Source organism: Streptomyces sp. WAC03905, assembly GCF_057371075.1.
The window spans coordinates 2957657-2970926 of the sequence record NZ_JBXYDZ010000003.1 but is presented as its reverse complement, the minus strand read 5'-3'; the positions used below and the strand labels follow the sequence as shown (position 1 = coordinate 2970926).

The 13270-nt window shown below is 67.8% G+C and carries 10 protein-coding genes; all 10 read left to right on the top strand.

The genetic code is table 11. The features are described from left to right. Nucleotides 1-208 precede the first annotated feature (208 nt). The 10 genes from typA to AC2RP6_RS15625 all read left to right on the top strand — a co-directional run bounded on the left by typA (nt 209) and on the right by AC2RP6_RS15625 (nt 13258). On the top strand, nt 209-2113 hold the full coding sequence (gene typA, locus AC2RP6_RS15670) for a translational GTPase TypA (protein WP_486446761.1): 1905 nt from the start codon (nt 209-211) through the stop codon (nt 2111-2113). Nucleotides 2114-2585: 472 nt separating this feature from the next. Beyond that, the gene (locus AC2RP6_RS15665; RefSeq protein WP_486446760.1) at nt 2586-4241 is read left to right on the top strand and encodes a peptide ABC transporter substrate-binding protein; all 1656 of its coding nucleotides are present in this window, start codon (nt 2586-2588) and stop codon (nt 4239-4241) included. A 198-nt stretch (nt 4242-4439) separates the two neighbouring features. After that, nucleotides 4440-5366: an ABC transporter permease gene (locus tag AC2RP6_RS15660; RefSeq protein WP_486446759.1), complete on the top strand. Its 927-nt coding sequence runs from the start codon at nt 4440-4442 to the stop codon at nt 5364-5366. A 23-nt stretch (nt 5367-5389) separates the two neighbouring features. Further along, on the top strand, nt 5390-6313 hold the full coding sequence (locus AC2RP6_RS15655) for an ABC transporter permease (protein WP_486446758.1): 924 nt from the start codon (nt 5390-5392) through the stop codon (nt 6311-6313). A 9-nt stretch (nt 6314-6322) separates the two neighbouring features. Next, nucleotides 6323-7414 (top strand): ABC transporter ATP-binding protein, encoded by a 1092-nt coding sequence (locus AC2RP6_RS15650; protein WP_486446757.1) that lies wholly within the window; start codon nt 6323-6325, stop codon nt 7412-7414. Then, nucleotides 7407-8459, top strand: a complete 1053-nt coding sequence (locus AC2RP6_RS15645) for an ABC transporter ATP-binding protein (protein WP_486446756.1) — start codon at nt 7407-7409, stop codon at nt 8457-8459. The genes AC2RP6_RS15650 and AC2RP6_RS15645 overlap by 8 nt, the downstream gene beginning before the upstream one ends. Before the next feature lie 127 nt (nt 8460-8586). Continuing rightward, nucleotides 8587-9513 (top strand): GNAT family N-acetyltransferase, encoded by a 927-nt coding sequence (locus tag AC2RP6_RS15640; RefSeq protein WP_486446755.1) that lies wholly within the window; start codon nt 8587-8589, stop codon nt 9511-9513. A 107-nt stretch (nt 9514-9620) separates the two neighbouring features. Further along, nucleotides 9621-11252, top strand: coding sequence for a peptide ABC transporter substrate-binding protein (locus AC2RP6_RS15635; RefSeq protein ID WP_486446754.1), 1632 nt, complete (start codon nt 9621-9623; stop codon nt 11250-11252). Between the two features lie 70 nt (nt 11253-11322). Then, entirely contained in the window at nt 11323-12246 is a 924-nt protein-coding gene (locus AC2RP6_RS15630) for an ABC transporter permease (RefSeq protein WP_486446753.1), read from the top strand. Between the two features lie 85 nt (nt 12247-12331). Beyond that, on the top strand, nt 12332-13258 hold the full coding sequence (locus AC2RP6_RS15625) for an ABC transporter permease (RefSeq protein WP_366679037.1): 927 nt from the start codon (nt 12332-12334) through the stop codon (nt 13256-13258). Nucleotides 13259-13270: the final 12 nt, after the last annotated feature.

The window sequence follows — 13270 nt, the reverse complement described above, 5'->3', positions numbered from 1 at the left end:
CCGCACGTATTCCCGCAGGAACGGCGGTCCGGGCACCCCACCTCGCGCCCGGCCGCGCTCGTTCCTCCGGCCTCTTGACAGCCCCCCGGCAGGCGGTTCCCGCCACGCGACGTACCATGGGGTAAGGCCGTGGCAGGTTTTCGCCCGGTCGAGGCGCGCGTGCCAGGCCGTACGCGACGCCATCCACGATCCCGGGAGAAGCGCCGAAGTGCCCACGCGCCACGACATCCGTAACGTCGCCATCGTCGCCCACGTCGACCATGGCAAGACGACCATCGTCGATGCCATGCTCAAGCAGGCCGGTGCCTTCGCCGCCCACCAGCAGCTCGACGACCGCATGATGGACTCGAACGACCTGGAGCGTGAGAAGGGCATCACGATCCTCGCCAAGAACACGGCGGTGAAGTACCACCCCAAGGACGGCGGGGCCCCGATCACGATCAACATCATCGACACCCCCGGCCACGCCGACTTCGGTGGCGAGGTCGAGCGCGGCCTGTCGATGGTCGACGCCGTCGTCCTCCTGGTGGACGCCTCCGAGGGTCCGCTGCCCCAGACCCGCTTCGTGCTGCGCAAGGCGCTCATGCAGCGGAAGCCGGTCATCCTCTGCATCAACAAGACGGACCGCCCGGACTCCCGGATCGACGAGGTCGTCAACGAGACCTACGACCTGTTCCTGGACCTGGACGCCGACGAGGACCAGATCGAGTTCCCGATCGTCTACGCCTGCGGCCGTGACGGCATCGCCTCGCTGACCAAGCCGGAGGACGGCACCGTCCCCGCCGACAGCGAGAACCTGGAGCCGTTCTTCTCCACCATCCTGGAGCACGTCCCGGCCCCGGTGTACGACGAGGACGCCCCCCTCCAGGCCCACGTCACCAACCTGGACGCCGACAACTTCCTCGGCCGCATCGCGCTGCTGCGCGTCGAGCAGGGCGAGCTGCGCAAGGGCCAGACCGTCGCGTGGATCAAGCGTGACGGCTCGATCTCGAACGTCCGCATCACCGAGCTGATGATGACCGAGGCGCTCACCCGCAAGCCGGCCGAGGTCGCCGGCCCCGGTGACATCTGCGCCGTCGCCGGTATCCCCGACATCATGATCGGCGAGACCCTGGCCGACCCGGAGAACCCGATCGCCCTGCCGCTCATCACGGTGGACGAGCCGGCCATCTCCATGGTCATCGGTACCAACACCTCCCCGATGGTCGGCCGCGGCGGCTCCGGCAAGGGCGCGGACGCCAAGTCCGCGGTCAAGGACCGCAAGGTCACCGCCCGTCAGGTCAAGGACCGCCTGGACCGCGAGCTGATCGGCAACGTCTCGCTCCGCGTGCTCGACACCGAGCGCCCGGACGCCTGGGAGGTGCAGGGCCGCGGTGAGCTGGCGCTGGCCATCCTGGTCGAGCAGATGCGCCGCGAGGGCTTCGAGCTGACCATCGGCAAGCCGCAGGTCGTCACCCGCGAGATCGACGGCAAGGTGCACGAGCCGGTCGAGCGCATGACGATCGACGTGCCCGAGGAGCACATGGGCGCCGTCACGCAGCTCATGGGCGTCCGCAAGGGCCGCATGGACAACATGTCGAACCACGGCTCCGGCTGGGTCCGCATGGAGTTCGTCGTTCCGTCCCGTGGCCTCATCGGCTTCCGTACGGAGTTCCTGACGCAGACCCGCGGCACCGGCATCGGTCACTCGATCCACGAGGGCCACGAGCCGTGGTTCGGCCAGCTGGTCACCCGTAACAACGGCTCCCTGGTCGCCGACCGCGCGGGTGCGGTCACCGCGTTCGCGATGACCAACCTCCAGGAGCGCGGTGTGCTGTTCACCGACCCCGGCACCGAGGTGTACGAGGGCATGATCGTCGGCGAGAACTCGCGCGCCGACGACATGGACGTGAACATCACCAAGGAGAAGAAGCTCACCAACATGCGCTCCTCCTCCGCCGACACCTTCGAGGCGATCGTGCCGCCGCGCAAGCTCTCCCTGGAGCAGTCCCTGGAGTTCTGCCGCGACGACGAGTGCGTCGAGGTGACCCCGGAGGCGGTCCGCATCCGCAAGGTCGTCCTGGACCAGAAGGAGCGCTCGCGCACCGCGTCGCGCGCCAAGTCCGCCAAGTAGCAGCCGCGTTCGGGCCGTTCGTCCCGGGTTCGCCCGGGCGGCGGCCGCGGTGGTCGTGCCCGGCCGCACCGGCGTGGTAAAACAGCAGCCCCCTCCCTCACGGACTCCGTGCGGGAGGGGGCTGTTCGCTTTTGTCAAGCGGATTTTTGCGTTCAGGTGTCCGCATACCGACCGTGACACTCCGGATGATGAGCTAACCGTCCGTTTCGCACGTGTCTGTCTCCTATCCGTTTGTCCGGATTTCGGGTTTCTGCCGCGGATCGATGTTGTGAAAACGAGACCACTTAAGTGTGGTTTACGGCCTGGCGGTCCCTGAGGATGGCTCCATTGAGCTCGGGTCAATGGGTCACGCGATGTGGGGATCGCGCCGACTCACGAGCACACTATGGGCAGGAAACCATGCGCCGTCAGGGGTGTCGGCGAGGTTTTCATGCCCCTCAAGTCGATCAGTGGACTCATGAGGAGGAAACCCATGCGCGGTGCCAAGAGCGCCAAGTGGGTCGTGGGCGCGGTTGTCGTCGCCCTGGCCGCTACCGCCTGTGGCGGCGGTGACGGTGACAGCAAGGACAAGGGCAACACTGCCGGCGGCGGCACGTTCCGCCTGGGCAGCACGGAGCCGGACACCATCGACCCGGGGCGTGCCCACGAGTCCACGGGCATCCTGCTCTCCAACGCCCTGTTCACCGGCCTGTACTCGAACACGCCGGACGGCCTGGCCGAGCCCGCGCTGGCCGAGTCGGCGAGCTCGGACGAGGGTTGCACCTCCTGGACCTTCAAGGTGAAGGCCGACACCAAGTTCTCCAACGGCGAGGTCGTCGACGCCGAGGCGTTCGCCCGCGGTTGGGCGCGCTCCGCGCACAAGGCCGCCGCCTCCGACGTGGCGTACCACTTCGCCGGCATCAAGGGTTACGACCAGCTGCAGGACGGCTCGGCCAAGACCTTCTCCGGTGTCACCACCCCGGACGCGCACACCATCAAGGTCGACCTGACCAAGGCCGACTGCGAGTTCGTGCTGAAGACGGCGCACACCGCCTACAGCCCGGTCCCGAAGGCCGCCAAGGTCGGCGAAGAGGACAAGGCGTTCGGCGAAGCCCCCATCGGCAACGGTCCGTTCAAGATGGACGGCAGCTGGGAGCACAACAAGGCCATCAACCTCGTCCGCAACGACGAGTACGGCCTGGAGAAGGCGAAGCTGGACAAGGTCCAGGTCACCCTCCTCAACGACAAGACCGCGCAGCAGCTCGAGTACGACGGCTTCCAGGCCGGCACCTTCGACTACGCGCACATCCCGACGCCGATGCTGAAGACGGCCGAGGCGAAGTACAAGCCGCAGAACAAGTGGTTCGCCAAGGACACCAACGGCATGAACTACGTTCTGCCGATCGGTGACAACGGTCCGACCAACAGCAAGGACGCCCGTCTGGCGATCTCCTACGCGATCGACCGTCAGGCCATCGCCAAGGGTGTCTTCCAGGGCTACCAGACCCCGTCGACGACCATCGTGCCGCCGGCGTTCCCGAAGGCGTACCAGAAGGACCTCTGCACCTCCTGCGTCAAGCAGGACGTCGCCAAGGCCAAGGAGCACGCCGAGAAGGCGGGCCTGAAGCCCGGCACGGAGCTCAAGTTCTCCTTCAACACCGGTGCGGGCCACGAAGAGTGGGTCCAGGCCGTCGCGCGTCAGCTCGAGGACGTCCTCGGCCTGAAGGTCAAGCTGGACGGCAAGGACTTCCCGGGTCTGCTCAAGGAGCAGCAGGGTGCCCAGGCCTCCGGCGTCTACCGCTTCGCGTGGGGTGCGGACTACCCGACCCCGGAGAACTTCCTGTTCCCGCTGCTGCACTCGGCCTCGATGAACAAGGACGCCGAGGGCAACGTGGTCGGTGACAACCGCGCCCGTTACAACAACCCCGAGTTCGACAAGCTGGTCGACACGGCCCGCGCCACGAAGGACGAGGCCGCGCGTACCGCCATGTACAAGCAGGCCGAGAAGATGGCCATGGAGGACATGGCCCTCATCCCGACCTTCAACCGTTCCCAGTTCCGCCTGATGGCGACCGACAAGTTCAACGGTCTGGACGACATCAACTTCAACGAGGACCCGATCCTCGAGAAGATCTCGCTCAAGAAGTAATCGGTTCGGACGGTATATCCGTCAGGAGCGAACGTGCCGCGGCCCCCGGGTGACCGGTGGGCCGCGGCCCCGCTCGGCAGGCCGTTTTCACTTCGGCACCCCTCACATCCGCGGGCAATCCCCGCAGGCCGAGAGCCGGCCCGTTCCTTGGGCCGGAGGCCGCTGCTCCCAGAAGCGGCCAGGTAGAGAGGCACAAACATGGGAAGGTACGTCGCCCGTCGCCTCGGGCAGATGGTCATAGTCCTCATTGGCGCGACCATGGTTCTGTTCGCTTGTCTGTTCGTTCTCCCCGGTGATCCCGTGGGTTCGATCGCGGGCAGCGACAAGGCACGCGACCCAGCCGTGGTCGCGGAGCTCAAGGCGCGGTACGGGCTCGACAAGTCGCTGCCCGAGCAGTATGTGAACTACGTGTCGAAGGTCGCGACCGGAGACCTCGGCGAGGACTTCATCCAGCGCCGCGAGGTGTCCGAGATCCTCGGCCCTAAGCTGCAGAACACGGCGAAGCTGGCCCTGCTGGCCATCACGCTCGTCACGGTGTTCGGTATGGGCGTGGGGATCATCGCCGCCCTGTACAGATACAGCATCTTGGACATGACCACGACATTTTTCACGACCATGGCCGTCGGCTTCCCGACGTTCGTGATCGGCATGCTGCTCAAGAAGTACTTTGCCGTGGAACTTGGCTGGTTCCCCCCGATCGGTGGTGATCAGCTCAATGGCATGATTCTTCCCGCGGTCACCCTCGCCATCACCGACATCGCGTTCGTCGCCCGCCTGACCCGCGGCACGATGCTCGAGGTGCTGCGCGCGGACTACGTGAAGACCGCCGTGGCCAAGGGACTCCCGCGCCGTCGCGTGCTGTTCAAGCACGTGCTCCGCAACTCGTCCATCCCGGTCGTCACCTACCTGGGCATCTCGTTCGGCGCTCTTCTCGGTGGCGCGCTCATCACCGAGGCGATCTTCAACTGGGACGGTGTCGGTCTGGCACTGGTTCAGGCGATCCAGCAGCAGAACAACCCGATCGTGATCGGCGTCGTGACCTACAGCGTCGCCATCTTCGTCGTCCTCAGCCTCATCGTGGACCTGCTGTACGCGGCCCTCGACCCGCGTATCCGCCTCAGCTGACCGCCCCCAAGGAGGATTTCCTCATGTCTGAGCTCGTCAAGAGCCCGGCGATCGGGGACGAGAGCCCCGTGCCGGCCACCCCGGCCGCCCCTGAAGCAACCCCCAAGCAGCTCACCCAGTGGGCCGAGATCCGTCACCGCTTCGTCCAGAACAAGCTGGCCGTCGTCGGTCTCGTGATCATCATGCTGTTGTTCCTGACCGCCATCTTCGGGGACATGCTGGCCCCGTACGACCCCGGCGCGCAGGACTTGGAGAACACCCTCGTGCCGCCCAACGGCACCCACTGGATGGGTACCGACGCCCTGGGCCGTGACATGTTCTCGCGCCTCATAGCCGGTACCCGCGTGGCCATGTTCGTCGGCCTCGCCTCGATCTTCTTCGCCGTTCTGATCGGTGTCGTACTGGGCGCCATCGCCGGCTACTTCCCGGGCATCGCTGACACGTTGGTCATGCGCACCGCGGACGTGTTCCTCGCGTTCCCGCTGATGATCGGTGCCATCGTCATCATCCTGGTCACCGGCCGCGGCATCACGCCTGTGATCATCTCGCTCGCGATCTTCTCGTGGGCCACGGTGGCCAGGCTCCTGCGCAGCTCGATCCTGTCCGTGCGTGAGATGGATTACGTCCACGCGGCCAAGGCGCTGGGTGCAAACGGCTGGCGCGTTGTGCGCACGCACATCCTGCCCAACTCGCTGACCGCCGTGCTGGTCTACGCGACGTTCAACGTCGGCACCACGATCATCGGCGTGGCGGCGCTCTCCTTCCTCGGCGCCGGTGTCCCGGTCGACGTCCCGGAGTGGGGCAACATGCTGGCGGCCGGGCAGGGCTTCATCGGCGTCAGCGACTACCTGTGGTACTTCCCCAGCCTCTTCGTCGTCGTCACCGTGCTCGGCTTCGCCTTCGTCGGCGACGGCCTGCGCGACGCGCTCGACCCGAAGCTGCGGTAGGGCCGCCCGATGCTCCGAGACAACATCAGCAAGCAGGACGAAGGTGGCGGCGTGACGACGTCGGAGATTCTCAGCGTTGCGGAGACGGGTGGCGGTACCGGCGTGCCGCTGCTGGAGGTGGACAACCTCCAGGTCGAGTTCAAGACCCGGGACGGCGTCGCCAAGGCCGTCAACGGCGTGAGCTACAACGTCAGCGCCGGCGAGACCCTCGCCGTGCTCGGCGAGTCCGGCTCCGGCAAGTCCGTGACCGCGCAGGCGATCATGGGCATCCTCGACAGCCCGCCCGGACGCGTCGCCGGCGGCGAGGTGCGCTTCCACGGCAAGGACATCCTCAAGATGTCCGACGAGGAGCGCCGCAAGCTCCGCGGCGACAAGATGGCGATGATCTTCCAGGACGCGCTGTCCTCGCTGAACCCGGTCTACTCGGTGGGCGACCAGCTCGGCGAGATGTTCCGGGTCCACCGCGGCATGTCCAAGAAGGACGCCAAGGTCAAGGCCATCGAGCTCATGGACCGCGTGAAGATCCCCGCCGCCAAGGCGCGCGTGGGGGACTACCCGCACCAGTTCTCGGGCGGTATGCGCCAGCGCATCATGATCGCCATGGCGCTGGCCCTGGAGCCGGACCTGATCATCGCCGACGAGCCGACCACGGCCCTCGACGTGACGGTCCAGGCCCAGGTCATGGACCTGCTCGCGGAGCTCCAGCGCGAGATGAACATGGGTCTGATCCTGATCACCCACGACCTCGGCGTCGTCGCCGACGTCGCGGACAAGATCGCGGTCATGTACGCGGGCCGGATCGTCGAGACCGCTCCGGTCCACGAGATCTACAAGCGCCCCTCGCACCCGTACACCCGGGGCCTGCTGGACTCGATCCCGCGCCTGGACCAGAAGGGCCAGGAGCTCTACGCGATCAAGGGCCTGCCGCCCAACCTGCTCCGCATCCCGACGGGCTGTGCCTTCAGCCCCCGGTGCCCCAAGGCGCAGGACATCTGCCGTACGGAGATCCCGGTCCTGCACCCGGTCACCGAGCAGGACGGCACCGAACTGCCCGGCCGCGGCAGCGCGTGCCACTTCTGGAAGGACCAGATCCATGGCTGAGCTCACCAAGAACGCCACCGAGCGCGAGCCGATCCTCCAGGTCCGCAACCTGGTCAAGCACTTCCCGCTGACCCAGGGCATCCTGTTCAAGAAGCAGGTCGGCGCCGTCAAGGCCGTCGACGGCGTGTCCTTCGACCTGTACCAGGGCGAGACCCTCGGCATCGTGGGCGAGTCCGGCTGTGGCAAGTCCACGGTCGCCAAGCTCCTGATGAACCTGGAGCGCGCCACCGCCGGCGAGGTCTTCTACAAGGGCCAGGACATCACCAAGCTGTCCGGCCGCGCGCTGAAGGCCGTGCGCCGCAACATCCAGATGGTGTTCCAGGACCCGTACACCTCGCTCAACCCGCGCATGACGGTCGGCGACATCATCGGGGAGACCTTCGAGATCCACCCCGAGGTGGCTCCGAAGGGCGACCGGCGCCGCAAGGTCCAGGAACTCCTGGACGTCGTGGGCCTGAACCCGGAGTACATCAACCGCTACCCGCACCAGTTCTCCGGCGGCCAGCGCCAGCGCATCGGCATCGCCCGCGGCCTCGCGCTCAACCCGGAGATCATCATCTGCGACGAGCCGGTCTCCGCGCTCGACGTGTCGGTGCAGGCACAGGTCATCAACCTGATGGAGAAGCTGCAGGACGAGTTCAACCTGTCCTACATCTTCATCGCGCACGACCTGTCGATCGTCCGGCACATCTCGGACCGCGTCGGCGTCATGTACCTCGGCAAGATGGCCGAGATCGGCACCGACGCCGAGATCTACGACCACCCGACGCACCCCTACACCCAGGCGCTGCTGTCGGCGGTCCCGGTCCCGGACCCCGAGGTCCGCGAGTCCCGCGAGCGCATCATCCTCACCGGCGACGTCCCGTCCCCGGCCAACCCGCCGTCGGGCTGCCGCTTCCGCACCCGCTGCTGGAAGGCCCAGGACAAGTGCTCCACCGAGGAGCCGCTGCTGGCGATCCCGGAGCGCTTCAAGGGCGTCGACACCCCGGCCGCGCACAACTCGGCGTGCCACTTCGCCGAGGAGAAGGCCATCCTGGCCGTCTGACACACCCGCTCCACGCACGGCCGGCCCCCGGCGCCCCACGGCGCCGGGGGCCGGCCCGTTCGCGCGCGCCGCCGGTCCCCGCGCAAACCGGTTGCGACCGGGGGATCCAGGGGCCGAGAGTGACGCAATGACCATCACCGTACGGCCCGCCGGTCCCGGGGACGCCACCGACATCTGCGCCCTGCTCAACGCCGTGGACATGATCGAGATCGGCCGCCCCGAGACCGACCTCGGCACCGTGGAGTCCGATCTCAACGCCCCCGACGTGGACCTGGCCACCGATTCCTGGCTCGCCTTCGAGGGCGGCCGGCTCCTGGCCTACGCCCTGGTCTGGGCCGACTCCGGACCCGGCCGCGTCGACGGGGACCACTACGTCCTGCCCGGCCACGACGAGGCCGCGACCCTGCTGCTGGAACGCATGGAGACCCGCGCCCGCGAGATCACCGGCGGCGCCGGCACCCTCAAGATCCAGCTCAACGTCGCCCCCACCGTCGACCTGGCCCTGCTCTCGGCACGCGGCTACCGCACCGTCCGCCGCTACCAGGTCATGACGCGCTCGCTGTCCCCGGCCGCCGACCCCGCGCCCACCGCGCCCGAGGGGCTGACCCTGCGCCACTGCGGCGACGACGAGGCCGAGCGGCACCGGGCCCACGCCCTGGTCGAGGAGACCTTCGCCGCCCATTTCGGCCATGTGGACCGCCCGTACGAGACCTGGCTGGACCACATCGAGGGCCGCAGCCTGGACTGGTCGCTGGTCTGGATCGCGAGCCTGCCCGGCGAGGGCGACGTGGGCGTCCTGCTCACCCGGGACGACCGCACGAGCATGGCCTGGATCAGCCACATAGGCGTACGCGAGGACGTGCGCGGCCGGGGCGTCGGCGGCTTCCTGCTGCGCCACGGCTTCGCCTCCTACGCGGCGCGCGGCCGCGACACGATCGGCCTCGGCGTGGACACCCACAACGCCACCGGCGCACTGGCGCTCTACGAGGCGCACGGCATGGCCCTGCACTACGGCGTCGACGCATGGGAGCTGGCTTTGCACCCCCAGGGGTGACAGGGGCGTGACGCGCGGGTGCAATCGGTCCAACCATGCGTGTGGGGGACCGCACATAGGGTGACATTGGCCCCTAAGTGAGTCTTGGGAGCCATAGGAGGCACTCCATGCGCGGAGCCACCCACGCCCAGTGGGCCGCAGGTGCAGTGGCCGTCGCCCTCGTGGCGACGGCCTGCGGCGGCGGGAGCGACAGCGGCGGAGGTGGTGGCGAGGCGGGCATCGTCAGTTCGTCGTGGGGCGACCCGCAGAACCCGCTGGAGCCCGCCAACACCAACGAGGTGCAGGGCGGCAAGGTCCTCGACATGCTCTTCCGCGGCCTCAAGCGCTACGACCCCAAGACCGGCGAGGCCAACAACATGCTCGCCGAGTCCATCCAGACGACGGACAGTCAGAACTTCACCATCACGCTGAAGGACGGCTGGAAGTTCAGCAACGACGAGCCGGTCACCGCGCAGTCCTTCGTGGACGCCTGGAACTACGGCGCGGACGTGCGCAACAAGCAGAACAACTCGCCGTTCTTCTCCGACATCGTCGGCTACGACGACGTGCACCCGGCGTCCGGCGAACCCAAGGCCAAGACGATGTCCGGCCTGGTGGTCAAGGACCCCAAGACCTTCACCGTCGCCCTCAAGAACAAGTTCTCCACCTGGCCCGAGACCCTGGGCTACCAGGCCTTCTCGCCGCTGCCCAAGTCCTTCTTCACCGACCACAGCGGCTGGCTGGACAAGCCCGTGGGCAACGGCCCGTACCTGGTGGACTCGTACAGCAAGGGCACCGGGATGAAGCTGCGCAAGTGGGACGCGTACCCCGGTGCGGACAAGGCGCAGAACGGCGGCGTGGACCTGAAGGTCTACACCGACAACAACACCGCTTACACCGACCTGATCTCCGGCAACCTCGACCTCGTCGACGACGTCCCGGCCCAGCAGCTGAAGAACGTCAAGAACGACCTCGGCGACCGGTACATCAACCAGCCCGCCCTGATCATCCAGACCCTCACCTTCCCGCTGTACGACCCGCAGTGGAGCAAGCCGGGCATGGAGAAGGTCCGCCAGGGCATCTCCCGGGCCATCAACCGCGACGAGATCACCAAGCAGATCTTCCGTGAGACGCGCACCCCCGCCAAGGACTGGACCTCGCCGGCCCTCGGCGAGAAGGGCGGCTTCTCCGCCACCGCCTGCGGCGACGCCTGCGTCTACGACCCGGCCGAGGCCAAGAAGCTCATCCAGGAGGGCGGGGGACTGCCCGGCGGCAAGGTCACGCTGACCTCCAACGTGGACACCGGCTCGCACCGCGACTGGATGGACGCCGTCTGCAACAGCGTCAACAACGCGCTCGGCGAGGGACCGGTCTGCACGGTCAACCCGGTCGGCACCTTCGCCGACTTCCGCAACCAGCAGAGCAGCTACAAGCTGACCGGCCCCTTCCGCTCCGGCTGGCAGGCCGACTACCCGCTGATCCAGAACTTCCTGCAGCCGCTCTACTACACCGGCGCCTCCTCCAACTACGGGAAGTTCAACAACAAGGAGTTCGACGCCCTCATCGACCAGGCGAACCAGGAGAGCGACGCGACCAAGGCGATCGCGAGCTTCCAGCAGTCGGAGAAGATCCTCGCCGAGCAGATGCCGTCCATCCCGCTCTGGTACCAGAACGGCAGCGCCGGCTACTCCGAGCGCCTGGAGGACGTGACCCTCAACCAGTTCAGCGTCCCCGTCTACGACCAGATCAAGGTGATCTGACCCCCACCCGGATCCCGGCCCCCCGCGCCGCGGGGGGCCCGCCGCGCCCGCCAACTGCATGGAGCACTCCATGGGACGTTATGTGATCCGGCGGCTGCTCCAGATGATCCCGGTGTTCATCGGCAGCACGTTCCTGATCTTCTTCATGGTGTACGCGCTCGGTGACCCGGTCGCGGCCCTCTTCGGCGACAAGGCCCCCGACCCGGCCACCGCCGCCCGCATCCGCAAGGACCTCTACCTCGACCAGCCCCTGTGGAAGCAGTACCTGCACTACATGGGGCAGATCTTCCAGGGCGACTTCGGCACCGCCTTCAACGGACAGTCCGTCACCGAGCTGATGGCCAGCGCCTTCCCCGTCACCCTGCGCCTGACCCTCGTCGCGATCTTCTTCGAGGTCGTCATCGGCATCACCCTCGGCGTGATCAGCGGCCTGCGCCGCGGCAGGACCGTCGACACCTCCGTGCTGGTGCTCACCCTCGTCGTCATCTCGGTGCCCACCTTCGTGACGGGCTACCTGCTGCAGTTCCTCTTCGGCGTCACATGGGGCTGGGTGCGGCCCACCGTCTCCCCGGACGCGCCGCTGAACGAACTGATCCTGCCGGGCATCGTCCTCGCGCTGGTCTCCCTCGCCTACGTCACGCGCCTCTCGCGCACCTCCATCGCCGAGAACGTCAAGGCCGACTACGTCCGCACCGCCACCGCCAAGGGCCTGCCCCGCCGCCGGGTCGTCACCCGCCACCTGCTGCGCAACTCCCTGATCCCGGTGGTCACCTTCATCGGCACCGACATCGGGGCCCTGATGGGCGGCGCCATCGTCACCGAGCGGATCTTCAACATCCACGGCGTCGGCTACCAGCTCTACCAGGGCATCCTGCGCAACAACTCGCCCACGGTCGTCGGCTTCGTGACCATCCTCGTCATCGTCTTCCTGCTGGCGAACCTGCTCGTCGACCTGCTCTACGCGGTCCTGGACCCGAGGATCCGTTATGCCTGATCCCGAGCGCCCCGAACCCGCCGGCTACGACCCGGTCGGCCCCCGCCCCAAGGAAGCCGTCTCGCCCACGGGCCAGGGGGGACCCATGGATCTCGCGCTCGACGAGGCCGAGAGCGTCGAAGGCATCGAGAAGACCGCCGGACCGGGCGCCTCCGGGCCCCGGGAGCGGGCCCGGTCCCTGTGGTCCGACGCCTGGCACCAGCTGCGCCGCAACCCCGTCTTCATCCTCTCCGCCGCCCTGATCCTCTTCCTCGTGGTCATCGCGATCTGGCCGCAGCTCATCGCGAGCGGCGACCCCCTCCAGTGCGACCTGTCCAAGTCCCAGCAGGGCTCCGCCCCCGGCCACCCCTTCGGCTACGACACCCAGGGCTGCGACGTGTACACCCGCACCGTCTACGGAGCCCGCGCCTCCATCACCGTCGGCGTCTGCGCCACCCTCGGCGCCGCACTGCTCGGCTCCGCCCTCGGCGGCCTCGCCGGCTTCTTCGGGGGCTGGGGCGACTCCCTGCTCTCCCGGGTCGCCGACATCTTCTTCGGCATCCCCGTCGTCCTCGGCGGCCTGGTCTTCCTGTCCGTCGTCACCAGCACCACCGTCTGGCCCGTGGTCGGCTTCATCGTGCTCCTGGGCTGGCCGCAGATCGCCCGCATCGCCCGCGGCTCGGTGATCACCGCCAAACAGAACGACTACGTCCAGGCCGCCCGGGCCCTCGGCGCCGGCAACGCCCGGATGCTGCTGCGGCACGTGGCGCCCAACGCCGTCGCCCCCGTCATCGTCGTCGCCACGATCGCGCTCGGCACGTACATCGCCCTGGAGGCGACCTTGTCCTTCCTCGGCGTCGGCCTGCGCCCGCCCACCGTCTCCTGGGGCATCGACATCTCCAACGCGGCCTCGCAGATCCGCAACGCCCCGCACATGCTGCTCTGGCCCGCCGGCGCGCTCAGCATCACGGTGCTCGCCTTCATCATGCTCGGCGACGCGGTGCGCGACGCCCTCGACCCCAAGCTGCGCTGAGGAGCCCCGTAC